This is a genomic window from Phenylobacterium sp. (assembly GCF_004799515.1).
Taxonomy (GTDB): Bacteria; Pseudomonadota; Alphaproteobacteria; order Caulobacterales; family Caulobacteraceae; genus Phenylobacterium.
Window position 1 is genome coordinate 92,275 of record NZ_SSMX01000030.1, and the last position, 26,458, is coordinate 118,732.

Consider the following 26,458-nt stretch of genomic DNA (forward strand, 5'->3'; position numbering starts at 1 on the left):
GCTCCAGCAGCGGGACCCGCTTGTCCAGCCGCCGGATGGACATCCGCGCCGCGCGAAATCGTCCGGGCTCAGAACTTCGGGTCGAAGTTGAAGCAGATGGCGTTGGAGAGCCCCAGCATGTCGCCGCTCAGCTTCATGGAGCCGGGGACCTGCGGGTAGGGCGTCGCCGGTCCATGCACCTCGACGCGGTAGTAGCTGCGGGCGGTGGCGGACGGCGTGTCGGTGAAGGTGATCTCGGGCTTGGCGCCGCTGAAGGTGAGGGTGGTGAACTTGTCGCCGTTCTTGACCACCTGGACGGTGTAGGTGGCGGCGGGGTCGGTCTGGCCGACCAGGGCCACGCGGAAGGCGACGGGCTGGCCGGTGGGCTTGGCGTTGTCGCCCTGCATCACGTCCGGCTTGCCGTCGCCGTTGAGGTCGGCGGTGAAGTCCACGCGCGGCGTGTACGGATTGGCGGCGATGGCCACCCGGCCGTTGGTCAGCGCGTCGACCACGGCCTGGCGGGTGCGGGCCTTGGCGAACACCCAGGTGGTGGGGGTGCCGACGTTGTTCTCCGGCGCCTGGTAGCTGAGCGGGGTGGTGAGCTCCGGGCTGTCGGGGACCCCGTGGTGGCTGTCGCTGCCGCCGCGGCAGGGCATCTTGCGGCCCGACTTCAGCATGTCGTCCCAGATGTGCATGTTGATGGCGTTGTTGGCCCAGACCGCCGAGTTCCAGCACTCCACCGAATCCACGAAGTCGTAGGAGAAGGCGAAGGCGTCGTGGGTGCCCGGATGGTTGGCCGACAGGTGGATGCCGAGCTTCTTCTTGACGGCGGCGATCGCCACGTCGCGGTCGTCGGCCACGTCGTAGAGCGCCTGGTGGTCATAGGGGACCGCCGAGATCGCCGTGCCATGGCCGCGGTGGGTGGTCCATTCCGCACCGTAAAGCAGCAGCACCGACTTGGAGACGTACTCCGGGTCGGTCCAGGTGTTGTGGGCGACATCGCCGTTCACGTGGTTGTCGTGGTCGCTGATCAGCAGGTAGTCCATATGGACCGCCTCGGCCAAGGCCACGATCTTCTTCACCGGGTTGTTGCTGGAATCCTTGCTGTGGCGCGAGTGGATGTGCAGGTCGCCCTTCAGCCAGATCCCGTCGGCCAGGCTGGCGACCGGCGGGACGGACTTGGGCGGCTGGTAGGGCGCGGCGCCGGCGCCGGTCGAAACGGCCGCGAGCAGCAGGCCGGCGGCCAGGACCAGTGAACGCATCTGTCGAATCCCCGATGAGCCGCCAACCTTGCGCGGGATTGTTACAGCCTTACGTCGCGGGCCGCGAGCTCAGCTCCGCGCGCGGCGGCCGATCGTCTCGCGGGTCACCGGGGCGACGGCGCGCGGCGCGCGCAGCTCGGCGTCCATGGCGGCGGCGGGCATCGGGCGGGCGAAGAAATAGCCCTGCATGCGGTCGCAGCCGGCGGCGCGCAGGAAGATGGCCTGGGCCTCCTCCTCGACGCCCTCGGCGACGATGCGCACGCCGAGCGCGCGGGCGGCCTGCAGCATGGAGGTCACCAGCTTGGCCACCCTCGGTTCCTTGGCGACGTCGCCGATCAGCGAGCGGTCCAGCTTCACCGTCTGGATCGGCAGGTTCATGATCGCGCGCAGGTTCGAATAGCCGGTGCCGAAGTCGTCGAGAGCCACGGAGACGCCCTTGGCGTTCAACCGTTCGATGTGCCGCCGCGACAGCGCCAGGTCCTGCAGCAGGAAGGTCTCGGTGATCTCGATGGTCAGCGCCGTGGCCGGCAGGGCGGTGCGGCCGAGCCGGCCGATCAGCTTGCGCGAGAAGGCCGGATCCAGGAGGTCGCGCGGCGAGACGTTGAACGAGACCTTCTCGATCAGGCCGTCGGCGACCCAGGTCGCGGCCCGCGCGCAGCCGGCCTCGAACACCGCCTCGTCGATGCGCCCGATCAGGCCCAGCTCCTCGGCGATGGGCACGAAGGCGGCGGGGGCGAGCAGGCCCTGCTCGGGGTGCCGCCAGCGGGCCAGGACCTCGGCGCCGACGATGCGGCCGTCGGCGGCGTCGATCACCGGCTGGAACCAGGGCTCGATCTCTCCGGCCGGGATGGCGCGGCGCAGCTCCGCTTCCAGGGTGCGGCGGCGCAGGTTCTCGGCGCGCAGCTCGGCGTCAAAGGCCGACCAGCGGCGTCCGCCCTGCATCTTGACGCGATAGAGCGCCATGTCGGCGAAACGCTGCAGGTCGCCGGCGTCGGCGGCGTCGTCAGGGAAAACCGCCACGCCTACCGAGGCGCCGGGCGAGACCACGCGGCCATAGATGGTGTGCGGCTGGGCGAGCAGGCTGACCAGCCGCTGGGCGCGCTTGGCGACGTCCACGTCGGCGCCGATCAGGGCGAACTCATCGCCGCCCAGCCGCGCCACCAGCTCGCCAGGCGCGCAGTCGCAGCGCAGCCGCTCGCCCACCTCGGCCAGGAAGAGGTCGCCGGCGTGGTGTCCCAGGGTGTCGTTGAGCGCCTTGAAGCGGTCGAGGTCGACGATGAACAGGGTGACGCGTCCGCCCTCAGCGCGGGCCGCCTCCAGCCGCTCGCACAAGGCCGAGGTGAAGGGGCCGCGGTTGACCAGGCCGGTCAGGGAATCCGTCTGGGCGAGCCTGAGGGTGAGCTCGCGCTCGGACTCCAGCTCGGCCACGCGCGCGGCGAGGTTGGCAAGCTTTCGGACACTGTCGGACACGGGAGTTGGAAGCCTCGGGGCCAGCCACGAATACTACCGTTGAGATAGGCCGCCTGGGGCGAACGCCCCGTTAAACGACATGGCTAACAGGTTCTATGCCGCAGCCTCGGCCACATCTGACGGTTGTGGCGCCTCGATCTGGTTTTCCCACTTGGCGACCACCGCGGCGGCCACCGAGTTGCCCAGCACATTCGTCGCCGAGCGGCCCATGTCGAGCAGGTTGTCCACCGCCAGGATCAGCAGCAGGCCGGCTTCGGGCAGGTGGAAGTAGGTGAGGGTGGCGCTGATCACCACCAGCGAGGCCCGCGGCACGCCGGCGACGCCCTTGGAGGTCACCATCAGCAGCAGCAGCATGGTGATCTGCTGGCCCAGGCTCATCTGGATGCCGTAGGCCTGGGCGACGAACAGGGTCGCGAAGGTGCAGTACATCATGGTGCCGGTGAGGTTGAACGAATAGCCCAGCGGCAGGACGAAGCTCGCCACCCGCTTGGACACGCCCCACTGCTCCAGCGCCTGCAGGGTGCCCGGATAGGCGGCCTCCGAGGAGGCGGTGGAGAAGGCCAGGAGCACGGGGCCGCGCACGGCCTGGATCAGTTTCAGCGCGCGGCGGCCGACCACCAGGACCACGGCGGCGATCAACAGCCCCCAGAGCAGGCCCAGCGACACATAGAAGCCGCCGACGAACTTGGCGTAGGTCGCCAGCACGCCGATGCCCTCGGTGGAGACCGTCGCCGCCAGCGCCGCGAAGATCGCCAGGGGCGCGGTCTTCATCACATAGCTGGTGACCTTCAGCATGATCGTCGCAACCTGCTCGACCACGGCCACCACCGCCGGCGCCCGGTCCTCGAGGGCGGAGATCGCGGTGCCGAAGAACACCGAGAAGATGACGATCTGCAGGATCTCGTTGTTGGCCATCGCCTCGGCGATGGACCTCGGGAAGATGTGGCTGACGAAGTCCTTGAGGTTGAAGGCCGCGGTGTCGACCGCCGCCTTCGCGCCTGGGACGCTGGGGACCGTCAGGTGCAGGCCGGCGCCCGGCTTCAGGATCGTGACCATGATCAGGCCGATGGTCAGCGAGACCAGCGAGGCGGCGATGAACCAGCCGAGGGTCTTGGCGCCTACGCGCCCGATGGTCGAGGCGTCCTCCATCTGGGCGATGCCCGACACCAGGGTGGCGAACACCAGGGGCGCGATGATCATCTTGATCAGCCGCAAAAAGACGTCGGTGATGATCGACAGGTTCTCGGCGACTGCCTTGGCGCCCGCGGGCGAGGCGTACTGGTTCACCGCCCAGCCGACGGCGACGCCCAGCACCATGGCCACGACGATGAGGATCGAGAAAAGACGGTTCATATAGGCCCCGGCCCGGAAATGACGCGGCGCCTTTGTCGCCGGGAACCCGGGCGGCGTCTATCCCGCCAGCGCCGCGCCGGCGCGCGCGCCTCTTGTTCGTGTAGTTCGTGGGCAACCCCGTAGGCGGCGGCCCGTCCCGTCTCGGGGTCGTTCGTGTGGTTCGTGGACCAAACCGGTTCGGCGGGGCTATAAGGCCGGCGCATGACATCGAAGACTGACGCAGCCGGCATCGTGGACCGGCTGGAGGACGAATACCGCGAGACCGTCGAGGCGTTGCGGGGGGCGCTGAAGGCCTTCCTGGCCGGCGGACCGCCGCCCGACCCCGCCCTGCGCGCCGCCGGCGCCTTCGCCTATCCGGAGTTGCGGCTGTTCTGGCCCGCCGGCGAGCCCTACCCGCGCATCGGCCGCGCCTACGCCCGCATCGGCGCGCCAGGCCACTATGCGATCACGGTGACCCGCCCGGCCCTGTTCCGCGACTACCTGGTCGAACAGCTCAGCCTCCTGATGCAGGACTTCAAGGTCGAGGTCGAGGTCGGCCGCTCGCGCCAGGAGATGCCGTTCCCCTATGTGCTGGACGGCCAGGCCGACGCGGCGCTCGCCGACATCGGCTCCGCCGAGATCGCCCGGCACTTCCCGACCACGGAGCTGGCCTTCATCGGCGACGAGATCGCCGACGGGGCCTGGGCGCAGGACGGCGATGCGCCCAAGCCGCTGGCGCTGTTCGACGGTCTGCGGACCGATTTTTCCCTTGCGCGGCTGGCGCACTACACCGGCACGCCGGCAACCCACGTCCAGCCCTACATCCTCTTCACCAACTACATCCGCTACGTGGACGAGTTCGTCCGCTGGGGCTGCGAGCAGATCCAGAACCCGGACAGTCCGTACACGGCGCTGTCGGCGGCGGGCAACGTGGTGGTCGACGCCGCGACCGAGGATCCGGAGGCCGTCGTCCAGGCCGCCGCCTGGCGCAAGCACCAGATGCCGGCCTATCACCTGATGACCAAGGACGGCGCGGGCGTCACCCTGGTCAACATCGGCGTCGGCCCTTCCAACGCCAAGACCATCTGCGACCACCTGGCGGTCCTGCGGCCGCAGGCCTGGCTGATGATCGGCCATTGCGGCGGCCTGCGCGGCAGCCAGACCATCGGCGACTATGTGCTGGCGCACGCCTACCTGCGCGATGACCACGTGCTGGACGAGGCCCTGCCGACGGAGATCCCGATCCCACCGATCGCCGAGGTGCAGGTGGCCCTGCACCGCGCCGCCGAGATGGTCACCGGCGAGAGCGGCGAAGCGCTGAAGGCGCGCCTGCGCACCGGCACAGTGGTCACCACCGACGACCGGAACTGGGAGCTGCGCTATTCCTCCAGCGCGCTTCGGTTCAACCAGAGCCGGGCGGTGGCCATCGACATGGAGAGCGCCACGATCGCCACCCAGGGCTACCGCTTCCGCGTGCCCTACGGGACCCTGCTCTGCGTGTCGGACAAGCCGCTGCACGGCGAGATCAAGCTGCCCGGCCAGGCCAACGCCTTCTACGACCGCGCCATCGGCCAGCACCTGCAGATCGGCCTCGTGACCATGGACCTGCTGCGCGAAGAGGGCCCACGCCTGCACTCGCGAAAGCTACGCAGCTTCGACGAGCCGCCCTTCCGCTAGCGCCTCGCCGCCAACGATCGCAACCGTTACGGAGCCTTAATTTGACAGGCCCGGCAGAACCGCGATTACGTGCGTAATTATCCCATGGTGAAGCCCTAGTTGCGCCACCGCGGGCCGCAGGATGGTCTGCTTGGGGGCGCGTATGGCGAAGTCTGGATTGTGGCTGGCGGGACTGGCGGTCCTGGGCGCGCCGTCGGCGGTCCTCGCGCAGAGCGAACAGCCGCCTCAGCCGCCCGCAGCCGTCGCGCCCGCCGCCGCCACGCCCGCCGCCGGTCCGCCGGCCACAAGCGCGCCGAATGCTCCGGCCACGCCCGCCAAGCCTGCGCCCGCCAAACCGGCGCCGAAGGAGAAGACCGTCGAGGAGGTCACCGTCACCGCCGCGGCGCCCGAGGAGCAGGTCTCCATCGACAAGAAGAGCTACACCCTGGGCAAGGACCTGATGGCCACCACCGGCTCGGTGGGTGACGCCCTGCGCAACCTGCCGGCGGTGGAGGTGGACCCGCAGGGCAACCTGTCCCTGCGCGGCGACCAGAACGTCACCATCCTGGTGGACGGCAAGCCCTCGCCGATGTTCGAGGGCGCCGGCCGCGCCGATGCCCTGCAGCAGCTGCCCGCCGACCAGATCGAACGCGTCGAGGTGATCACCAACCCCTCGGCGGCGCTGAACCCGGAGGGCACCGGCGGGGTGATCAACCTGATCACCAAGAAGAGCCGCGGCGGCGGGGTGACCGGCTCGGCCTATTTCACCGCCACCACCGCGGGGCTGAAGCGGGGCGGGGTCAATCTCGGCTACAACTCCTCCAAGCTCGCGGTCACCGCCTCGCTCTCCGGCAACTATCAGCGCAACAAGCAACATACCGACGACGCGCGGGGCGGCCTCGACGAGGCCAGCGGCGAGTTCCTGAAGAGCGACGACCAGGGCATCGGCCGCAACCTCACCCGCGGCCCCACGGCGCGCCTGTCGGTCACCTACACGCCGGAGGCCAAGGACCAGATCACCGGCGGGGTGACCTACAGCGAACTTCTGGTGCAGGGCCATCCCTTCGACCGCTTCACCGACTTCGATGTGGACGGCGCGCCGGACAGCATCCTCGACCGGCAGGGCGAGCGGCGCTTCCTGGAGACCGACAGCAGCCTCACCGCCGGCTGGACGCACACCTTCGGCGAGGGTCACGAGCTGTCGGTGAACGGGACCTACAACGAGAGCCTGGGGCGCGATCACCGGCTCTATACGTCGGACTCCATCCTGCCGGTGGAGACCATCCCGCTGGAGCTGCAGCGGAACGACAACAGCAACCACCACGAGGAAGTCATCACGTCCTACACCCAGAAGCTGGCGGGCGGGGCGCTGAAGGCCGGCTATGAGCTGCGGCGCGACGACAACGACAACAACTACCTCGACGAGATGGGGCCGGCGCCTTCGGCCCTCGTGCCGCAGCCCGGCCTCGCCAACCACTACCTCTATGAGCAGCTGGTCAACTCGGTCTACGCCACCTACCAGCACAGCTTCGGCGCCCTGGACGTCCAAGGCGGCCTCCGGGGCGAGGACGTCAACTTCACACTGGACCAGCTCACCTCCGGCCAACGCAACGGCCAGCACTACGAGCGCGCCTATCCGAGCCTGCACCTGGCCTACAAGCTGGACGACGAGAAGAAGCTCACCGCCAGCTACAGCGTGCGCGTGCAACGCCCGCCCAGCTTCTTCCTCAACCCCCTGGTGCTGGTGGACGACCCCCAGGACGTGCAGGTCGGCAATCCGAACCTGAAGGTGAAGGAGGTGCAGATCTACGAGGTGGGCTACCAGCAGCACGTCCGGAACCAGGACCTGCAGGCCAACTTCTACTTCCGCAACGCCCACCATGATTTCGCCGACGTCGAGACCCAGATCGCCGGGGGTGTGTTCGAGACCACCTTCGGGAACCTGGGGACCAGCACCGCCTATGGCGTGGACCTCTCCGCCAACGGCAAGATCACCTCGACCCTGAGCTACAGCGCCAGCCTCAGCCCCTACGTCAACCACATCGCCGTCGCCGGCCTCGGCGTCGTCACCGACAGCCGCTCCGTCGGCGGCGTGGGCGGCCGGGTGAACCTGAACTGGCAGGTGCGGCCCAACGACATGATCCAGTTCAACGCCATCCAGGTGGGCCGCCACATCGCCACCCAGGGCGAGTACGAGCCCAGCTTCACCCTCAACATGGGCTGGCGGCACAAGATCAACGACCGCCTGACCGCGACGTTGACGGGCCAGGACCTGCTCGCGTCGAACGATTTCCGGCAGAAGATCAACACGGTGGTCCTGACCCAGGACCTGATCGTGCGCCCAGTGTTCCGCGCGGTGTTCTTCCGCCTCGACTACCGCTTCGGCGGCGGCTCGGCCAAGGCGGCCAAGGAGCCGGGGTTCGAGTACGAGAACGGCGGGGCCGCCCCGGGACCGGGCGGCGGCTAGCGGCCGCGCCCGCCGCGCTCGATCCGGCCGGCGATTCCGGCTAGGGGGAGGCCATGACCCGGCATATCGACTTCGACGGCATCGAGAACTTCCGCGACTTCGGCGGCTACGAGACCGTGCACGGACGGCCGCTTCGGCAAGGCCTGCTCTACCGGTCCGCCAACCACGCCTACGCCTCCGAGGCCGATCTGGCGCGGATGCGCGAGATGGGCCTGGCCACCATCGTCGACTTGCGCCGCAGCGAGGAGCGGACCCGCGAGCCCGGCAAGCGCTGGGCCGGCTTCGACGCGGAGGTGATCGAGAACGACATCGTCTCCGACCACGCCGACTGGGCGACGGTGATGCAGGGGCTGAGCGAGATCACGCCGCAGTGGTTCTACGAGGACTGCATCGGCTACTACCGCCGCGCACCCTATGAGCCGCGGCACATCGATCTCTACAGCCGCTATTTCCGCCGACTGGCCGAGAGCGACGGGCCGATCGTCGTGCACTGCGCGGCGGGCAAGGACCGCACGGGGCTGATCTGCGCGCTCACCCACCATGTGGCCGGCGTCAGCCATGACGACATGATGGCCGACTACCTGCTCACCAATGACGAGGCGCGCCTGGCGCGGAAGATGGATTTCCTCGGCCCCTGGCTGGAGAAGCAGGTGGGGCTCAGCGCCCCGCGCGAAGCCCTGCGCATCGCCGTCTCGGTGAACGCCGACTACCTCGAGACGGCCTTCGCCACGATCGCCGAGCGCGATGGGAGCCTGGACGCCTACCTCGAGGGCGTTCTGGGCGTGGACGCGGCCCTGCGCGAGCGGCTACACGCCCGTCTGCTGGCCTGATCCCAAGGCCGAATTTCCGAGAACCGCCATGCAGAGCTTCCAGCCGCCCCGGCGCATCCTGATGGGGCCCGGCCCGTCCGACGTCAGCCCCCGCGTCCTGGCCGCGCTCGCCCGGCCGACCATCGGCCACCTGGACCCGGCGTTCCAGGCGCTGATGGAGGAGATCAAGGCCGCTCTGCAGCGGCTGTTCAACGCCCCCGACCACGCCTGCGTCCCGCTGCCCGCGCCGGGGACCGCCGGCATGGAGGCGGCCATGATGAACCTGCTGGAGCCCGGCGACCGGGCGGTGATCGCCGTCAACGGGGCCTTCGGCGGGCGGATGGCCGACATGGCCGGCCGCGCCGGCGCCGCCGTCGTCACCGTCGACCACGATTGGGGCCAGCCGGTGGATCCGGCCCGCGTGGAAACCGCGCTTGCCGAGGCCCCGGCCAAGGTGCTGGCCTTCGTCCACGCCGAGACCTCGACCGGCGCGCGCAGCGACGCGGCCACCCTCTGCGGCCTGGCGCGGAAGCACGGGGCGCTGTCGGTGGTGGATTGCGTCACCTCGCTGGGCGGCATCCCGGTGGACGTGGCCGGCTGGGACGCCGACGTGGTCTATTCCGGGACCCAGAAGTGCCTCTCGGCTCCGCCGGGGCTTTCGCCCATCGCCCTGTCGAAGCGGGCGCAGGCGGCCATCTCCGGGCGCAAGGAGAAGGTCCGCAACTGGCTCCTCGATTTCAACCTGCTCATGTCCTACTGGGGCGGCCCCGATGGAAGCGGGGGCGGCGGCCGGACCTATCACCACACCGCCCCGATCAACGCCCTCTACGGCCTGCACGAGGCCCTGATGGCGATCTTCGAGGAGGGCCAGCAGGCGGCCATCGTCCGCCACGCCCGGGTCCACGAGGCGCTGGTGTCCGGCGTCGAGGCCATGGGGCTTTCGATGCTGGTCGCCGAGCCGCACCGCCTGCCGCAACTCAACACCGTGCGCGTGCCGGAGGGCGTCGACGAGGCGGCTGTGCGCGCCCACGTCCTGGCCCACTGGGACCTGGAGATCGGCGCGGGCCTGGGGCCGCTGAAGGGCCAGGTCTGGCGCATCGGCCTGATGGGCGCCTCGGCCACCCCTTGGCACGTGCGCCTGTGCCTGACGGCGCTCGGCGAAGCCCTGGCGGCGCAGGGCGTGTCGGCGGACGCCCAGGCCGCCCTGGCGGCGGCGGACGCGAAGCTCGCCGAATTGAAGTAACGGCAGCCTTTTCCGGTCTGGAATACGCTTTTCAAGCGAACCTAGGACTTTAGTCCTAGGTCCTTGGTCCAATATACGGCGCGCACCGACGCCTCTATCCTTGCCACTGTCAATCAACGGGGGCTTGGGAATGAGTTCTGATATCCGCCGCGCGGCGCTCGCCGCGATCGCAGGCCTGAGCGCCATCGCCGGTTTCGCCGCCGCCTCGCCGGCCGACGCCGCCATCGTGATGACCGTCAGCGGCGTCCTGGAACCCGACGCGTTCGACGGCCTGGGCCTGACCGGCCCGGCGGGCGGCTCGCTGGTGGGCGACCCGTTCAGTCTCCAGGTCATGTTCCGCACGCCCAACTACAACAGCCCGACGGTGGAAGATGGCTTCCTCGCCCAGGGCGGCGCGGACCTGCGGATCTACGCCTTCAGCGCGACGCTGAACGGCGTGGCCACCTCCTGCATGACGATCAGCGTGAACAACTGCCAGCCCTTCAATCTGGGCGGTGACATCGTCCTGATGGGCACTGAGTTCGGCGGCGCCAGCGCCGGGACCCTGCGGCTCGACGCGTCGTCGGTCACCAGCGCGGGCAGCTACGACATCGACCTGAACTTCGAGCTCCTGACCGCCGCGGCCAACTTCTTCGATCTGGACGACTACAACGGCCTCACCATCCCGGTCGGCGGCGGCAACTTCTTCGGCGGCGAGATCGAGATCCTCAATGTGGCGAGCGACCGGGAGACCCTGGCCACGCTGGGCGGGGAGCAGGTCACCTTCGAGAGCGTGGCCAATCCCATTCCCGAACCGGCGACCTGGGCCTTGCTGATCACGGGCTTCGGCCTGACCGGCGCGGCCTTGCGGCGTCGGCGCTCCGCGGCCCGGCGTCCAGTTGGCCTGGCGTTGGGGTTTGCCTAGCTTCAGGCGCAAATCCCCGGCAACCTCCCCCGTAGACCGCAAAAAGCGCGGCGTCGGAGGTGAGGCCTTGGTGGAATCCACGTCGCTGGAGGCGCATGGCGTCTCCGCACCGCTCGACGGGCCGGTCATCGCGGAGTTGGGCGGCGACGGGAAGTTGAACCGAGGCGCGATCGCCTGGGCGATCTTCGAGGGCGGCCGCGACCCCTACGTCATCCTGATCACCATCTACATCTTCCTGCCCTACGTCTCCTCGGTGCTGGTGGGCGACCCGATCCGCGGGCAGGAGGTGGTCAGCCGCTATGCGCAGATCCTCGGCTGGACCGTCATGGCCACCGCGCCCTTCCTCGGCGCCTCGATCGACAAGCTGGGCCGGCGCAAGATCCTGCTGGGCGTGATCGTCGGGCTGATGGTCCCGATCATCGGGGCCATGTGGTTCGCCAAGCCCGGCGGCGTGCTGTCGGTGCCGGTGATCATGGGGCTGTGGGCCGCCGCGACCCTGCTCTTCAACTACTCCGAGGTGCTGCACAATTCGCTCTTGGTGCGCGCGGCGGGCCTGCGCGGAGCGCACAAGGCGTCGGGTCTGGCGCTGGCTCTGGGCAACGCCGCCTCGGTGGTGATGCTGGCCTTCACCGCCTGGGCCTTCGCCCTGCCGGGCAAGGTGCCGTGGAGCTGGGTGCCGCACGCGCCGCTGTTCGGCCTGGACCCCGCGACCGCCGAGCCGCAGCGGGTGGTGGCCCTGATCGCCGCCGGCTCGCTGGCCCTGGGCGCGATCCCGCTCTTCCTGTTCACCCCGGACGCGCCCTCGACCGGCGTGCCCCTGCTGTCGGCCGTGCGCAGCGGCGTCGCCGACCTGATCGCCATGATCCGCACCGTGCGGCGCTACAAGGACGCCGTCGTCTACCTGGTCTCGCGGATGTTCTTCGTCGACGGGATGAACGCCATCCTGGTCTACGCCGGTGTCTACGCCACGGGCGTGATGAAGTGGGGCCCGCTGGAGATGCTGACCTACGGCATCCTCCTGTCGATCACCGCGGCGATCGGCGGGCTGGCGGCGCGCGGGCTCGACGCGGCGCTGGGACCGAAGAACGCGCTTCGCCTGCAGATCACCATGGCCATCCTCGGCAACCTGGCCCTCCTGGGCATGACCCCGACGCGGATCCTCTACCTGTGGTCCTTCGACCCGCACGCCCATCCGGCGATGTGGGCCGGGCCGGTGTTCCGCACCCTGCCGGAGTGGGTTTTCATCCTGATAGGCTTCTCGAATTCGATCTTCATCTCGGGCCAATATGCGTCGAGCCGCACGATCCTGACGCGGCTGACGCCGCCAGCGCAGGCCGGCGCCTTCTTCGGGGTCTACGCCCTGGCCGGCGTGGCGACGAGCTGGCTCGCGCCCACCCTAGTCAACTGGGGCACCCAGGCGACGCATAGCCAACAGGGCGGCTTCGCCATGATCCCGGTGCTGCTGACCGTGGGCCTCGTGGGCCTGGCCTTCGTCAAGGGCGGCGGGCGCGAACCCTAGCCGGTGTAGGCGATGGACGCGGCTTGCCGGGGCTTCAGGTAGAAGCTTTCGCCGAAGCTGAGCGCGGTCGGCAGGGTGATCCGCAGCGGCGAGGTGTAGCTGTACTGCATGTCGGTCTCGATGACGCTGTCGCCCGCCGAGAGCAGGGTGGGCGGGAAGCCGCTGGGGGTGCTGTTGACCGTCAGCGGGGTCATGCCGTTCCCCTGGCTCCAGGCGACCCGCGGCACGCCGCTGGGGTCGGCGACGACGCTGGTGATCCGCAGCTTCATGGCCGTGCTCGGAAACGGCGTCATGATCGAGCCGCCGACCGTATAGATATCCGTGAGCTGCGCGGCGCTGATCGACCCGGTGGGCGACTGGGCGACCAGGTCGCCGACCACCGAGGCGACGTGGGCGGCCCGGCGCTCGGCCATGATGGCCATGGTCATCTCGGCCAGGCCGCAATAGGTCAGCAACATCACCGGGGCCAGCAGGGCGAACTCCACCGCCGCCAGGCCGCGCTCATCTGTGCGCAGGCGCCTCAGCATCCCGCACCTTGCGGCGGATTGGTGTTGTAGGGCTCGTTGCGGAAGGCCGTGGTGCTGGTGAGCAACCGCTTGCCCGAGCCGCCGCCCATGTTCTCGAGCGCGTTGTTCAGCAGCGGGGTGAACAGGTTCCACTCGAAATAGCTGTTCACCAGGACGATGTCGGTGGGCTGGCCCGGGGAGAAGCAGGGCGGGTTCTTGACCGGATTGAAGGTGGTGGGGTTCGGACCGGGCGCCGCGGCCAGGGTGGCGAAGCTGGAAAAGGTCTGGACGCCCACCCACAGCGCGGTGGGGCACTGCGCGCTCAGCCAGCTCATCCGCGAGCAGACCAGGGTCTTGAAGTCGCTCTGGGCGGTGGCGCCGCTGGTCTGGAACTCGCCGGTGCGGATCTCGCGCGCGGCCATGTAAGTGGCGTTGTCCAGGGTCACGTTGGCCAGGAACACCATGGCCAGCTCCAGGAGGCCGAAGGTCATAACCAGCAGGGGCAGGCTGACCATGGCGAACTCAACGGCCGTGACGCCGTGCTCCGCGCGGCGGAAGCGCGCCACAAATCGGCTCAGACGTGTCAGCGAGGGCGTGCGCACGGGAGTCTCTCAAGATCGCACCGTCACGATACCGCTCCGTGACTAATCAAGATTTAAAGAACTCGTAAATCGCCGAACAACCAATAGCCTATAGGCGCGGCTCGCGTGCTTAACGGGTCATTCAGAGTTAACATCAATTCACCAAAGAAAATTATCCTGATATACTTCGCAATTTACTGTCGATTAAGCGAGACCTGCGAACTTGGACGGGCATTAGGGCGAGCAGGCGAACAGCTTGAAGCCCGCAAACGACTGCTCGCTAGAAGGAGACTCAAATGTCGAAGTTCGTGACCCGCTTCCTGAAGGACGAATCCGGTGCGACGGCCATCGAATATGGCCTGATCGCCGCCCTCGTCGCCGTGGTGCTCGTCGGCGCCCTGACCGCCCTCGGCACCCAGCTGTCGACCACCTTCGCCTCGGTGACCTCTTCGCTGACGCCGAAGTAAGCCGACGTCCGATCCAACCCTACAAAACCCCCGACGGGCGACCGTCGGGGGTTTTTCTTTGCGTGCGCCCTTCCCGACGCCGGCGAAACCCTCCGTTCATCGCTGCGCGCCATGCTGGGCGCCTCAACCGGACGCCTGCCGAGCCCGCGCCATGATCCACACCCTCCAGACCCTGCCGCTGCTGGCCTTCCCGGTGCTGGTGATCTGGGCCGCCGTGCGCGACGCGACCAGCTACACCATCCCCAACTGGATCCCGCTGGCCCTGGCCGGCGCCTTCCCGGTGGCCGCCGTGGCGCTCGGCCTGCCTCTCCCGGCGGCGGGCCTGGACCTCGCGGTCGGCGCCGCGGCCCTGATCGCCGGTATGGTCCTGTTCGCCCTGCGCTGGATCGGCGGCGGCGACGCCAAGCTGCTGGCGGCCGCGGCGCTGTGGCTCGGGCTCGGGCCGTCGCTCACCTTCCTGCTGGTCACCGCCATCGCCGGCGGAGCCCTGACCGGCGGCCTGCTGGCCCTGCGTTCGGCCACGCTCAGGCCCTTCGTCCCACAGGGCCCGGGCTGGTTCGCCCGGCTGGCCTCGCCCGGCGAGGGCGTGCCCTATGGGGTCGCCATCGCCCTGGGCGCGCTCGCCGCCTTCCCGGACTCAGCCCTCGCCGGCCGCATCTGAGGCGGTTGCAGGCCTGGCGCGGATGCGCCTAGGAGAATGGCGGTCACCCCAGAACCGCCCGGAAACTTGCCCATGTCCGACGTGATCCTCGACGCCGCCGACGGCTCAGCGGTCCCGGTCCATGCGGTCACTGCCGACGCTGCGGCCGCCGCCCTCGCCACCGCGCCGGCCGTGGCGAAGGCGCTGGCCACGCTCTCGGAGTTCAAGGGCAAGGCCGGCCAACTGCTGATCGCCCCCGACGAGGCCGGCGCCATGACCGGCGTCTGGTTCGGCCTGGGCGATGGCGGCGACCCCATGGCCTTCCGCGCCCTGGCCGCCAAGTTGCCCACCGGAACCTATCGCCTGGCCAGCGCGCCGGAGGGCCTCGACCGCAGCCAACTCGCCCTGGCCTTCGCCCTGGGGAGCTACCGGTTCGACCGCTACAAGGCCCACGAGGGCGACCGCGCGCGGCTGTTCGTCGACGGCGCGGACGTGGAAGAGGCGCGCCACGTCGCCCACGCCTGCGCGCTCGCCCGGGACATGATCAACGCCCCGGCCAATGACATGGGGCCGCTGCAGATCGAGACCATCGCCCGCGAGATCGCCGAGCAGTACGGGGCGCGGATCACGGTGATCGCCGGCGAGGGCCTGCTGGAGGCCAACTATCCGGCCGTCCACGCCGTCGGCCGCGCCGCCGATCCGGCGCGCGCGCCCCGGATGATCGAGATCGCCTGGGACGGTGCGGGGGCGGACAAGCCGCTGGTCTGCCTGGTGGGCAAGGGCGTGGTCTTCGACACCGGCGGCCTGGACATCAAGCCCTCCGCCGGCATGCGGCAGATGAAGAAGGACATGGGCGGGGCGGCGCACGCGCTGGCGCTCGGGCGGATGATCATGGCCGCCAAGTTGCCGGTGCGCCTGGCGGTGCTGGCCCCGGTGGTGGAGAACGCCATCAGCGGCGACGCCATGCGGCCCGGCGATATCCTGGCCTCCCGCAAGGGGCTCTCCATCGAGGTCGGCAACACCGACGCGGAGGGCCGGTTGATCCTGGCCGACGCGCTGGCGCGGGCGGGCGAGCTGAAGCCCGCGCTGACGATCGATCTCGCCACCCTGACCGGCGCGGCGCGGGTGGCGCTGGGGCCGCAGTTGCCGCCGTTCTACACCGACGACGAGGGCCTGGCCGGCCAGATCGAGGCGGCGGCGCGGGCGGCCGACGACCCGGTCTGGCGCCTGCCGCTGTGGAAGCCTTACGCGGACGCCCTCGACAGCGACGTGGCCGACATCAAGAACGACCCCGACGCCTGGGCCCAGGCCGGCTCGGTGACCGCCGCGCTCTTCCTGCAGCGCTTCGCCCCGTCCGGCCCCGATTGCGGGCCCTGGGCGCACCTCGACATCTTCGCCTGGAATCCGCGGGGGCGGCCAGGCCATCCGGCGGGCGCCGAGGCCCAGGCGATCCGCGGCCTCTACCGCATGATCCGCGAGCGCTTCGCCTGATGGACGCTGGCCTGGACCTCGATCCGCGAATCACGCCCCTGCGCGACGGGATCGCCAGCCGCGCGCTGGAGGGCCTGGTCCGCGCCGAGGTCTACCTCGATCCCAAGCGGCTGAGCTGTAGGGTCCCGGCGGCCGGGATCCACCGCGCGCCGGATGCGGCCTCGGAACAGATGGACCAGCTGTTATTCGGCGAGGTCTTCGACGTCATCGAGGAGGAAGGCGGCTTCCTCTGGGGCCAGGCTGGGCGTGACGGCTATGTGGGCTTCGTGGCGGCGGGGGCGCTGGACCGGCCGGCGCCGGAGCCGACGCACCGGGTCGCCGCGGTGCGGACCTACGCCTTCGCCGAGCCCAGCATCAAGGCCCGCGCCTTCGGCCCCTATTCGATGAACGCCCTGGTCGCCGTCGAAGCGGTCGAGGGCCGGCTCGGCAAGGTCGCGGGCGCGGGCTGGATGGCCAGCGAGCACCTGACCCCGGTCGGGACCTTCGAAACCGATTGGGCCGCCGTCGCTGAACGTTTCCTGGGCGCGCCCTATCTGTGGGGCGGGCGCGAGAGTCTGGGACTGGACTGCTCGGGCCTGGTGCAGGCGGCGCTGCTCGCCTGTGGCCGGGCTTGCCCGCGCGACGCCGACCAGCAGGCGGGCCTCGGCCAGGCCATCGAACGCGGTGAGTTCCAGCGCGGCGACCTGGTGTTCTGGCGCGGCCACGTCGGGATCGGCCTCGACGCCGAGCGGATTGTCCACGCCAACGGCTTCCACATGGCCGTGGCGATCGAGCCGCTGGAGACTGCAATCAACCGGATCGACGCCGCCGGCGTCGGCCAGCCCACCCACTTCCGGCGCCCCTGAATTGTCGCCGGTTCCTGGAACAGTATCCTGCCTTGTGCTTTAATGACCTGAAAGTCATTTACTAGCGAGGCCGTGAGCGATCCTCATGAATGAAGCGGGGCCCAGGTGGCGGCGGCGCAAAGAGGCGCGGCCGGCCGAGATGATCGAGGCGGCCCTCGACGTCTTCGCCGAACACGGCTTCGCCGCAGCCAAGCTGGACGACATCGCCCGGCGGGCCGGCGTCGCCAAGGGTTCGCTCTACCTCTACTTCGACACCAAGGAGGCCCTGTTCCGCGCGGTGGTGGAGCAGATCATCGCGCCCGCGGTCAGCCGGGTGCTGGCGATGGCCCAAATTCCAGAAGAGGGGCCCCAGAACGGTCCCTTCGCCGAGGTCGCGCCGCGCCTGCTGGCCGGGGCGGCGCTGGCGCTCAGCCAGGACCGCGTGGCGGCGGTGGCGCGCATGGTGATCGGTGAGGCCCGCACCTTCCCGGACCTGGCGCGCGTCTGGCACGACCAGGTCGTCGGGCCGCTGCTCTCGGCGGTCGCCGCCCGCATCGCCCGCGCCCAGGCGGCCGGCGAGGTGCGTCCCGGGAGCCCACGCACCCATGCCTTCTCCCTGGTCGGCCCGCTCTTGATGGCGACCCTCTACCGCCAGGTGTTCGCCGGCGTCGACGCCGACCCGCCGGACCTCGCCCAGGTCGCCGCCCAGCATGCCCAGAGCCTGCTTCAGGGCCTCATTCTCCCCGCAACGCCGCCCGCCAAGGAGCTTCCGGATGACTGACAAACAGGTGCTGATCGCCGGCGCCGGCCCCACGGGCCTGGTCCTGGCCCTGTGGCTCACCAAGCTGGGCGTTCCAGTGCGGATCGTCGACAAGCTGCCGGCCCCCTCGACCACCTCGCGGGCGCTGGCCGTGCACGCCCGCACGCTGGAGCTCTACCGCCAGTTGGACCTCACCGACGCCGTGATCGCCAAGGGCTACAAGACCCCGGGGGTGCGCTTGTGGGTCGCCGGCGAGGAGCGGACCTCGCTGTCGTTCGACCGCGTGGGCGATGGCTTGACGCCCTATCCCTTCATGCACTGCTACCCGCAGGACGAGCACGAGCGCCTGCTGATCTCGCGGCTGGAGGCGATGGGCGTGCGCGTCGAACGCGGAGCCGAGGTGATCGGCTTCGCCGAGACGGTAGAGGGCCTGACCGTGCGGCTCAGGGGACCGGACGGCGCGGAGACGACAAGCGGCGCCGCCTACCTGTGCGGCTGCGACGGCGCGCGCTCGGCGGTGCGCCACGGCATGGACGCCGGCTATCCGGGCGGAACCTACCGCCAGGTGTTCTACGTCGCCGATGTGGAGGCCAAGGGCCCGCCGATGAACGGCGACCTCAACATCGACCTGGAATCGGCCGACTTCCTGGCGGTCTTTCCCCTGGACGGCGGGCGCCGCGCGCGGCTCATCGGCACTGTGCGCGAAGGCGAGGGGACCGATCCCGACAACCTGAAGTTCGAGGACGTCAGCGACCGGGCGATCCGTGACTTGAAGATCGAGGTCGAGGCGGTCAACTGGTTCTCCACCTACCGGGTGCACCACCGGGTGACTGACCGCTTCCGCAGCGGCCGCGCTTTCCTGCTGGGCGACGCCGCCCACATCCACAGCCCGGCCGGCGGCCAGGGGATGAACACCGGCATCGGCGACGCCATCAACCTGGCCTGGAAACTGGCGGTGGTGCTGGACGGGCGCGCGCCCGACGCCCTCTTGAACAGCTACGAGGCCGAGCGGCGGGCCTTCGCGCTTCGCCTGGTGGAGTCCACCGATCGGGGCTTCTCATTCGTCACGGCCGAGGGACCGGTCGCTGACCTGGTGCGCACCCGCCTGGTCCCGCTGCTGCTGCCGGCGGCCGCGCACGTCGAGGCCTTCCGTGAGTTCGCCTTCCGCACGGTGTCGCAGATCACGCTCAACTACCGCGACATGCCGATCAGCGTGGGCAAGGCCGGCGAGGTCTGCGGCGGCGACCGGCTGCCGTGGATCGCCGCGGACGGGCGCGATAACTACGATAGCCTCAGCCGCATCGGCTGGCAGGTCCACGTCTACGGCGAGGCGCACCCCGGGCTCGTCGCCTGGTGTGTGGATCGCGGCCTGCCGCTGGAAGTCTTCGCCTGGTCACAGGCCTGCGCCGAGCGGGGGCTGCAGTCGGGCGCGGCCTATCTGCTGCGTCCGGACACCTATGTGGCGCTGGCCGATCCGTCGGGGTCGCCGCAGGCGCTGGAGGCCTATTTCGCGCGGACCGGCGTTACGCCCTGAGACGCGTCCTTCGGTCGTGAGGCCGTCCTACTTGGCGGGCGGGCCGCCGGCCTTGGTGTCGGTCTTTTCCTGCGCCGCGCCTGGGCCGTTGCCGGCCGGGCCGCCCGCGCCCGTCGCCGGGGTGGCGGTCGAGCCGGTGGCGGCGGGCTTGGCCGCGCCGGCCGCGCCAGGCGCCGCCGTCGAGCCGCCGACGCCGGGCGCCACGGTGGGTGCGGTCGGGGCCGGAGCCGCCGCCGCGGCGGCCGCCTTCGGGTTCGGCGCCGGGATCGGCAGGGTCGCGCCCTGGGTGTGCAGGTAGGCGATCAGGTTGATCCGGTCCTGCGGCTGCTTCAGGCCGACGAAGGTCATCTTGGTGCCGTTGATGTAGGCCTGCGGACCCTTCAGGAACATGTAGATGTGGTCGTAGTCCCACACCGATTGCTTCGCGCCGAAGGCCTTCATGGCGTCGGAATAGGCGAAACCGGCCTCGGTGGCGGGGTGGCGGCCCTCGACGCCCATCAGGTCCGGGCCGGTGCCGTTGGCGGTCAGGCTGTGGCAGGACTGACACTTGGCGAAGACAGCCTGGCCGGCGGCGACGTCGGCCTTGGGCAGCACGGTGCCCCAGTCGGGCGGCACGTCGGCCGCCGCGGCCGCGCCCCCGGTGTCCTCGACCACATCGACCTTGAAGCCGGGCTTGGCGACCTTTTCCTCGCCGAAGATCATGCCGGAAGCATTGACGAGCAGGGCGATGGTGAAGCCCGTGGCGAGCACGGCGGCGGCATACTTATTGAAGGTCAGGTCGCTCATCGTCCCGAAATCGGCCCTCTTCACAGCCAGCGCACAGGCCGGCGCGAGCGCGGGAATCCCGCCCCTTGTTGCGTCCGGCTCTCTTACACGCTACCGCCGCCCGCGCAACCGCCCAAGCATCGCCCTGGACAACTCCGCGACCGCCGCCGTGAATCCCATCGTCCTGATCCCCGCGCGGATGGCCGCGACCCGCCTGCCGGGCAAGCCGTTGGCCGATATCGGCGGTCTGCCAATGATCGTCCGCGTGCTGAGGCAAGCCGAGGCGGCGGGCGTGGGGCCCGCGGCCGTGGCGGCGGGCGATCCGGAGATCGTCGAGGCCGTGCGCGCGGCCGGCGAGACGGCGGTGCTCACCGATCCGGACCTGCCCTCCGGCTCCGACCGGATCGTGGCGGCGCTGGCCGTGCTGGACCCGGACCGGCGCCACGACGTGGTGATCAACCTGCAGGGCGACATCCCCTTCGTGAGGCCGGCGGCGGTGAGGGCCGTGGCCGACCTCCTGGCCGCCGAACCCGCCTGCGACCTCTCCACTGTCATGGTGGCGGAGGCCGACCCAGCCGAGCGGAGCAATCCCGACATCCCCAAGGTGGTGGCCGCGATGCAGCCCGGCGGGCGGACAGCGCGCGCGCTCTACTTCACCCGCTCGGTGCTCTATGGCGAGGGGCCGGTCTGGCTGCATCACGGCATCTACGGCTATCGCCGCGCGGCGCTGGAGCGGTTCTGCGCCGCTCCGCCGTCGCCGCTGGAGACGCGCGAGCGGCTGGAGCAGTTGCGGGCGTTGGAGTTGGGTATGTCGATCTGGGCGGCGGTGATCGACGAGGCGCCGATCTCGGTGGACAACCCCGCCGACCTGGAACGCGCGCGGGCGTTCGCCCAAAGCCTGGGAAGGACGGACTGACGTGACCAAGACCAACCGCATCGCCTTCCAGGGCGAGCTGGGCGCCAACAGCCACGAGGCCTGCGCCGCGGCCTATCCGGACATGGAGCCTGCGCCCTATCCGACCTTCGAGGAGGCCTTCGAGGCGGTGAAGTCGGGCGAGTGCCGGCTGGGCATGATCCCGGTGGAGAACTCCATCGCCGGCCGGGTCGCCGACGTGCACCACCTGCTGCCGTCGTCCGGCCTGAAGATCATCGGCGAGCGGTTCAAGCCCATCCACTTCCAGCTGATGGCCAACCCGGGCGCGAAGCTGGAGGACATCCAGACCGCCGTCTCCATGCCGATCGCGCTGGCGCAGTGCCGCAAGACGCTGCGGCGCATGGCGCTAAAGACCGAGTCGGTCGGCGACACCGCCGGGGCGGCGCGGATGCTGTCACAGGCGCCGGACCTCACCAAGGCCGCCGTCTCGCCGGCCCTGGCTGCGGAGATCTACGGCCTGGAGATCCTGGCCCGCGACATCGAGGACGAGCACCACAACACCACCCGCTTCCTGATCATGACCGCCGAGAAGGACCCGGCCCCGCCGCCCTTCACCGAGCCCTGCATCACCAGCTTCGTGTTCCGGGTCCGGAACCTGCCGGCGGCGCTCTACAAGGCGTTGGGCGGCTTCGCGACCAACGGCGTCAACATCTCCAAGCTCGAGAGCTACATGGAGAACGGCGCCTGGACGGCCACCTTCTTCTACGCCGAGGCCGACGGCCGCCCGGAGGACCGCGGCCTGGCGCTGGCCTTCGACGAGATGCGCTTCTTCTGCGAGAAGTTCGAACTGCTGGGCGTGTATCCCGCCGACCCGTTCCGGACGCGGGGCTAGTTTCAAGTTGCTCGCCCGCCGGGGGGCTGTCGGCGAAGCCGACCGAGGGGGTTGTCCGCGGGTTTGGAGCAGACCCCCACCGGCGCTTCGCGCACCTCCCCCAAGAGCGGCGGAACTTGCTCAGCCTTCCTCCGCCCAGGCCTTGATGAGCTGGTGGGCGATGGCGAGGCGCTGGGGGGCGAAGGTCCCGTCGAGCTTGCCGGCGATCAGGTCGCGGGCCTCGGCGCGGGTGAACCAGCGGATCTCGGAAAGCTCGGTCTGGTCGGGCGCGCCCTCCTCGTCCTCCACCTCGGCGATCAGGCCGATCATCAGGGACGACGGATAGGGCCAGGGCTGGGTGGAGTGGTAGCGGACCTTCAGGGCGTGCAGGCCGGCCTCTTCGTTGAGCTCGCGGGCGCAGGCCTCCTCGATGCTCTCGCCGGGCTCCAGGAAGCCCGCCAGGGCGGAGAACATGCCGGGCGGCCAGCGCTCCTGGCGGCCCAGGAGGCAGCGCTCACCATGCACCGCCAGCATGATCACCACCGGGTCGGTGCGCGGGAAGTGCTCGGTCTGGCAGGCGGGGCACTGACGTTTCCAGCCGCCCTCGCGGACCTCGGTCTTCTGGCCGCAGACCGAGCAGTAGGGGTGCTTGCGCCGCCACTCGAACATCGACTTGGCGGTGGCCAGGATAGCGGCCTCGGTGGCGGGTACGCGGAGGGCTATGCCGCGCAGGTCCTCGAACTTGCCCATGCCCTGCAGCGGGCCGCCGTCGGCGGGGTTGGCGGTCCCTTCGAAGTCCATGGCGAAGACCGGGGTCTCCTTCCATAGGCCGAGGAACAGCAGGCGTTCCGGCCCCTCCGAGAGCTCGCCCAGCAGCTTGGCGGGCAGGTAGGCGATCTGCACGCCGCCATTTCGTCCATCGGCGTCTGGGGCCGGCTCGACGAAGGGCTGGCCGTTCCACATCGCCAGACCGAGGGCCTCGGGAGAGGCGAGCTGGGCGGAGATCCAGTCGGGGTCGCTGCGCCGGTCGCTGGCGCGGTCCAGCGGGTTGCCGGCGAAGATGTTGAGGAAGCTGTCCAGGGCCATGGCCTTCCTCTTAGCGCGCCATCCCGGTGATCGTCATCCTCCGCGCGCCATGGCGAATTGGGGGGTGGCCAAGCCCGTGCGCATCCCCCACATCGCAGGGGCGGCCGACGCGGGCCGCGCCGGAGAGCCTAAACGCCATGTCCGAAGCCCCCGCCAACCAGCCGCCGACCTACACGCCGCCGAAGGTATGGACCTGGAACAAGGAAAGCGGCGGCCGCTTCGCCAGCATCAACCGCCCGATCGCCGGTCCGACCCACGACAAGGACCTGCCGGTCGGCAAGCACCCCTTGCAGCTCTACTCCCTGGCCACGCCCAACGGGGTGAAGGTGACGGTGATGCTGGAGGAGCTGCTGGAGGCCGGCCACAAGGGCGCGGAGTACGACGCCTGGCTGATCAACATCGGCAATGGCGACCAGTTCGGCTCCGGCTTCGTGGAGGTGAACCCCAACTCTAAGATCCCGGCGCTCATGGACCGCAGCGGCCCCAAGCCCATCCGGGTCTTCGAGTCCGGCGCGATCCTGATCCATCTGGCGGAGAAGTTCGGGAACGCCTTCCTGCCGACCGAGCCGGCGTCGCGGGCCGAGACCCTGTCTTGGCTGATGTGGCTGATGGGATCGGCGCCCTTCCTGGGCGGCGGCTTCGGCCACTTCTACGCCTATGCGCCGTTCAGGATCGAATACGCCATCGACCGCTACGCCATGGAGGTGAAGCGCCAGCTCGACGTGCTGGACCGCCGCCTGGGCGAGGCGGAATATCTGGCGGGCGATCAGTACACCATCGCCGACATGGCCACTTGGCCCTGGTACGGCGCCCTGGTGAAGGGGCTGGTCTACGAGGCCGGCGAGTTCTTGTCGGTCGCCGATTACAAGAACGTGCAGCGCTGGACCGACCAGATCGCCGAGCGGCCGGCGGTGAAGCGTGGCCGCATGGTCAACCGCGCCTTCGGCGAACTCTCCAGCCAGCTGCGCGAGCGCCACGACGCCAGCGACTTCGAGACCAGGACCCAGGACAAGATCGAGGCGGCGGAGACGGCGAAGGCCTAGCCCGGCCGGCGGTCAGCCCTCGGCGACGGCGCGCGCCGCCTCGGCGTCCGCCAGGCGGAAGGACCTTGCCTGCCAGGCCTCGACGCCGTGGAGGGTCTCCAGGGGCCAGTCGAGGCTTATGGGAGCCATCCCAAAGCCGAGCGCCAGCGCGGGCGCGGCGTGGAGCGGCGGCGTCATCGCGGGCGCCGGCCGCGCCGTCTCCGCCCACGCCAGTTGCAGGTCGGTGAGCGCATTGCGCCAGCCGATGAAGCGGGAGAAGGCGAAGGCCAGCAGGGCGAAGTTCACCCCCGACATCGCCGCATGGGTCCAGCGGTGCGCGGCCAAGTCGAGGGTCAGGCAGGCCAGCAGGCCGCTCAGCCCCAGAGCCTCGAGCGCCAGGAACAGCAGGGGCGTCGCGGTGCGGCCCTCAATCTTGGGCGTGCGGGCGAAGGGCGCCTTTCGCCCGCTGACCAGCTGGCGCACCGAGTCCAGCACGCCGGCGATGTTCACCGGCACCAACAGGAGGTTGAGGGCGTAGACGCCCACAAGGTCGCGCCAGCGGTAGCCCGTGAGCTTCAGGTCGCGGGCGGAGACCAGGGCGTAGGGCGCCGCCGCAAGCGAGAGCCAGAGGCTGGCCGCCGGGGCCTCGAAGGGGACCACGATCAGCAGCAAGAGGCCGAAATTGGCCAGGGTCGGCGACAGCAGGTAGTGCAGCCGGATGAAGCCCTCGCCGGCCCGTACGCCAGAATCGCGGCCGGACAGGTAGCGGAAGAGGCTGGGCAGGATGATCAGGCCGCCGTTCGCCCAGCGCCGGCGCTGCACCACCAGGGAGCCGAAGTCCGGCGGGGTCGCGCTATAGGCCAGCCGTTCCGGGTGGTTGTGCACCCGCCAGCCGCGGGCGACGAGGTCGACGGTCGAGCCGGTGTCCTCGATCACCGTGCGGTCCTGGATGAACACCGGCACAGTGTGGCCGCGCTCGACGGCCTCCTGGCGAATCTCGGCCAGGGCCTTGCGCCGCAACAGCGCATTGGCGCCGACCCAATAGGCCGCCTGGAAAAGGGAAGACCCCTGGTGGACCATGTACTGCAGGTCGGTCGTCGCGCCGGCGATGCGCTCCAGCCGGCCGGGCGCGCCGGGGAAGGCGGAATAGGGCGTCTGGGCCACGGCGACGCGCTCGTCGCGCTCCATGACCGCCATCAGCTTGCGGGCATAGTCCGGCAGGACGACGCTGTCGGCGTCGAGGGTCAGGAGATAGTCCTCCGCCGCGACCTGGAACGTCGCCGCGCCGCGCCCGCAGGCCGCCAGCACCAGGCCTTCGGGCCCCGACTCCTCGCGGTAGCCGCCGCCGAGCAGGCCCATATAGGCGTTCAGGTTCATCGCCTTGTTCGGGGCATGCGAGAGGTTGGCGTAGCGCTTGCGCTCGAAGCTCTCGATCCGGACGTCGAACAGCCGGGAGAGCCGCTGATATTCCGCCTCGATCTCGGCCGGAGCGAGGGCCGAGCGTTGCAGCCGCTCGGCGCGGCCCCGGTGTTCGGCGACCAGGCGGCGGAGCACCTCGGTCTCGAAGAAGCGGTCGGCGTGGCCGCCGGCGCCTTGGCCCACCCAGGCCGGCGCCTGCGCCTCGATCCAGTCGGCGGCCTGGCAGTAGAGGCGCGCGAGCCCTTGCGCCTCGGCGGCCGGCGCCAGGGGGCCGAGCCGGGCGCGGGCCAGGAAGTCCCAATGGGCGCGCATGAAGCCGGCGGCGCAGACGGCGAACTGGGTGTCCAGGCCGCGGACCAGCCGTCGGGCCGCCTCAAGCGCGCCCATCTCCGCGGGCGTGCCCGTCGGCGGGTCGTCGAGCAGGGCCACGACGCGCCGGCGCGGATAATCCATCAGGGCGGCCGACAGCAGGGTCTGACGCAGGACCTTCAGCTCTTCGCGATAGGACGGAACCAACACCAGCAGCGGCTTCTCACAGGGTTTCGCCGCGCCGCCCGAGGGGGCCTCGGCCTCGGCCTGGCTCCGTCGGCTGAGGCGGCGATAGTAGCCGGCGCGGGCCAGCTGATAGACGAGACCGCCGTACAGCATGAGGCCGACGACGAGGGCGAAGGCTACGAGCTGCGCCAATTGCCCCGGACGTTCGAAGCCCAGGCGCGCACCCTGGCGGACGAACTCCAGACCCGCCATCGCGGCCATGGCGACTGTGAGGGCGATGGCGGCGACCGTGAATGCGAGTTCGCCCTTCAAGGTCTTCATTGTGCAGTACATCCCGCTGAAACGCCTTGGGAGGCGACCATTTCAGAGATCATTGTTCCATCGGCTTGAGACGTGCGTCTCATCCGGGCAGGAAGATCGATTTTATAGACAGATTAGGAGACGATGATGGGAGATCGATACAGCTTAGTCGGCGTCGGAAT

The 26,458-nt window shown here is 69.9% G+C and carries 23 protein-coding genes; 15 read left to right on the forward strand and 8 right to left on the reverse strand.

Annotated elements, in window-relative coordinates; genetic code table 11:
- Nucleotides 1–68: 68 nt before the first annotated feature.
- From E8A49_RS13650 to E8A49_RS13660, 3 genes are all read right to left on the reverse strand, one after another.
- Entirely contained in the window at nucleotides 69–1,241 is a 1,173-nt protein-coding gene (locus tag E8A49_RS13650; protein WP_293382085.1) for a CehA/McbA family metallohydrolase, read from the reverse strand.
- Between the two features lie 69 nt (nucleotides 1,242–1,310).
- Complete coding sequence (locus E8A49_RS13655) at nucleotides 1,311–2,711, reverse strand: EAL domain-containing protein (protein ID WP_293382088.1); 1,401 nt, start codon at nucleotides 2,709–2,711, stop codon at nucleotides 1,311–1,313.
- A gap of 93 nt (nucleotides 2,712–2,804) precedes the next feature.
- Complete coding sequence (locus E8A49_RS13660) at nucleotides 2,805–4,064, reverse strand: dicarboxylate/amino acid:cation symporter (RefSeq protein WP_293382091.1); 1,260 nt, start codon at nucleotides 4,062–4,064, stop codon at nucleotides 2,805–2,807.
- Between the two features lie 201 nt (nucleotides 4,065–4,265).
- On the opposite strand from E8A49_RS13660, the gene E8A49_RS13665 reads away from it, so the two are divergent.
- The 6 genes from E8A49_RS13665 to E8A49_RS13690 all read left to right on the forward strand — a co-directional run bounded on the left by E8A49_RS13665 (nucleotide 4,266) and on the right by E8A49_RS13690 (nucleotide 12,641).
- Nucleotides 4,266–5,720, forward strand: coding sequence for an AMP nucleosidase (locus tag E8A49_RS13665; protein WP_293382094.1), 1,455 nt, complete (start codon nucleotides 4,266–4,268; stop codon nucleotides 5,718–5,720).
- Between the two features lie 142 nt (nucleotides 5,721–5,862).
- Entirely contained in the window at nucleotides 5,863–8,166 is a 2,304-nt protein-coding gene (locus tag E8A49_RS13670; protein WP_293382097.1) for a TonB-dependent receptor, read from the forward strand.
- 53 nt (nucleotides 8,167–8,219) lie between these two features.
- Complete coding sequence (locus tag E8A49_RS13675) at nucleotides 8,220–8,996, forward strand: tyrosine-protein phosphatase (protein WP_293382100.1); 777 nt, start codon at nucleotides 8,220–8,222, stop codon at nucleotides 8,994–8,996.
- Between the two features lie 28 nt (nucleotides 8,997–9,024).
- A complete protein-coding gene (locus tag E8A49_RS13680; protein WP_293382103.1) occupies nucleotides 9,025–10,218 on the forward strand; it encodes an alanine--glyoxylate aminotransferase family protein in 1,194 nt (397 codons plus the stop codon).
- 130 nt (nucleotides 10,219–10,348) lie between these two features.
- Nucleotides 10,349–11,122, forward strand: a complete 774-nt coding sequence (locus tag E8A49_RS13685) for a PEPxxWA-CTERM sorting domain-containing protein (RefSeq protein WP_293382106.1) — start codon at nucleotides 10,349–10,351, stop codon at nucleotides 11,120–11,122.
- 70 nt (nucleotides 11,123–11,192) lie between these two features.
- A complete protein-coding gene (locus E8A49_RS13690; protein ID WP_293382635.1) occupies nucleotides 11,193–12,641 on the forward strand; it encodes an MFS transporter in 1,449 nt (482 codons plus the stop codon).
- On the opposite strand, the gene E8A49_RS13695 is transcribed toward E8A49_RS13690, so the two are convergent.
- Together E8A49_RS13695 and E8A49_RS13700 are read right to left on the reverse strand one after the other, a co-directional pair.
- Nucleotides 12,638–13,168 (reverse strand): TadE/TadG family type IV pilus assembly protein, encoded by a 531-nt coding sequence (locus E8A49_RS13695; protein WP_293382110.1) that lies wholly within the window; start codon nucleotides 13,166–13,168, stop codon nucleotides 12,638–12,640. The two genes, E8A49_RS13690 and E8A49_RS13695, sit on opposite strands and share 4 nt — an antisense overlap.
- Complete coding sequence (locus E8A49_RS13700; protein ID WP_293382113.1) at nucleotides 13,162–13,749, reverse strand: TadE/TadG family type IV pilus assembly protein; 588 nt, start codon at nucleotides 13,747–13,749, stop codon at nucleotides 13,162–13,164. The genes E8A49_RS13695 and E8A49_RS13700 overlap by 7 nt, the downstream gene beginning before the upstream one ends.
- A 275-nt stretch (nucleotides 13,750–14,024) precedes the next feature.
- Between E8A49_RS13700 and E8A49_RS13705 the strand changes: the two genes are divergently transcribed.
- From E8A49_RS13705 to E8A49_RS13730, 6 genes are all read left to right on the forward strand, one after another.
- Nucleotides 14,025–14,195: a Flp family type IVb pilin gene (locus tag E8A49_RS13705; protein ID WP_293382116.1), complete on the forward strand. Its 171-nt coding sequence runs from the start codon at nucleotides 14,025–14,027 to the stop codon at nucleotides 14,193–14,195.
- A 151-nt stretch (nucleotides 14,196–14,346) separates the two neighbouring features.
- Entirely contained in the window at nucleotides 14,347–14,856 is a 510-nt protein-coding gene (locus tag E8A49_RS13710; RefSeq protein WP_293382120.1) for a prepilin peptidase, read from the forward strand.
- Nucleotides 14,857–14,928: 72 nt separating this feature from the next.
- Nucleotides 14,929–16,326, forward strand: a complete 1,398-nt coding sequence (locus E8A49_RS13715; protein ID WP_293382122.1) for a M17 family metallopeptidase — start codon at nucleotides 14,929–14,931, stop codon at nucleotides 16,324–16,326.
- Nucleotides 16,326–17,171 carry an NlpC/P60 family protein gene (locus E8A49_RS13720; RefSeq protein WP_293382125.1) on the forward strand — a complete coding sequence of 282 codons (846 nt, stop codon included), beginning with the start codon at nucleotides 16,326–16,328 and terminating at the stop codon, nucleotides 17,169–17,171. The genes E8A49_RS13715 and E8A49_RS13720 overlap by 1 nt, the downstream gene beginning before the upstream one ends.
- Nucleotides 17,172–17,256: 85 nt before the next feature.
- The gene (locus E8A49_RS13725) at nucleotides 17,257–17,931 is read left to right on the forward strand and encodes a TetR/AcrR family transcriptional regulator (protein ID WP_293382128.1); all 675 of its coding nucleotides are present in this window, start codon (nucleotides 17,257–17,259) and stop codon (nucleotides 17,929–17,931) included.
- Nucleotides 17,924–19,444, forward strand: a complete 1,521-nt coding sequence (locus tag E8A49_RS13730) for an FAD-dependent monooxygenase (RefSeq protein WP_293382131.1) — start codon at nucleotides 17,924–17,926, stop codon at nucleotides 19,442–19,444. Before E8A49_RS13725 ends, E8A49_RS13730 begins: the two co-directional genes overlap by 8 nt.
- Before the next feature lie 27 nt (nucleotides 19,445–19,471).
- Here the strand turns inward: E8A49_RS13730 and E8A49_RS13735 are convergent, their stop codons facing one another.
- Entirely contained in the window at nucleotides 19,472–20,230 is a 759-nt protein-coding gene (locus tag E8A49_RS13735) for a cytochrome c family protein (protein WP_293382134.1), read from the reverse strand.
- Nucleotides 20,231–20,378: 148 nt separating this feature from the next.
- Here E8A49_RS13735 and E8A49_RS13740 point away from each other — a divergent pair, with 148 nt between their 5' ends.
- Complete coding sequence (locus E8A49_RS13740; protein ID WP_293382137.1) at nucleotides 20,379–21,125, forward strand: 3-deoxy-manno-octulosonate cytidylyltransferase; 747 nt, start codon at nucleotides 20,379–20,381, stop codon at nucleotides 21,123–21,125.
- A 1-nt stretch (nucleotide 21,126) separates the two neighbouring features.
- Entirely contained in the window at nucleotides 21,127–21,975 is an 849-nt protein-coding gene (locus tag E8A49_RS13745; RefSeq protein WP_293382140.1) for a prephenate dehydratase, read from the forward strand.
- A 120-nt stretch (nucleotides 21,976–22,095) separates the two neighbouring features.
- On the opposite strand, the gene nudC is transcribed toward E8A49_RS13745, so the two are convergent.
- Complete coding sequence (nudC, locus tag E8A49_RS13750) at nucleotides 22,096–23,040, reverse strand: NAD(+) diphosphatase (RefSeq protein WP_293382143.1); 945 nt, start codon at nucleotides 23,038–23,040, stop codon at nucleotides 22,096–22,098.
- 137 nt (nucleotides 23,041–23,177) lie between these two features.
- On the opposite strand from nudC, the gene yghU reads away from it, so the two are divergent.
- Nucleotides 23,178–24,083, forward strand: a complete 906-nt coding sequence (gene yghU / locus E8A49_RS13755) for a glutathione-dependent disulfide-bond oxidoreductase (protein ID WP_293382146.1) — start codon at nucleotides 23,178–23,180, stop codon at nucleotides 24,081–24,083.
- A 12-nt stretch (nucleotides 24,084–24,095) separates the two neighbouring features.
- On the opposite strand, the gene E8A49_RS13760 is transcribed toward yghU, so the two are convergent.
- On the reverse strand, nucleotides 24,096–26,297 hold the full coding sequence (locus E8A49_RS13760; protein ID WP_293382149.1) for a glycosyltransferase family 2 protein: 2,202 nt from the start codon (nucleotides 26,295–26,297) through the stop codon (nucleotides 24,096–24,098).
- Nucleotides 26,298–26,458 lie beyond the last annotated feature (161 nt).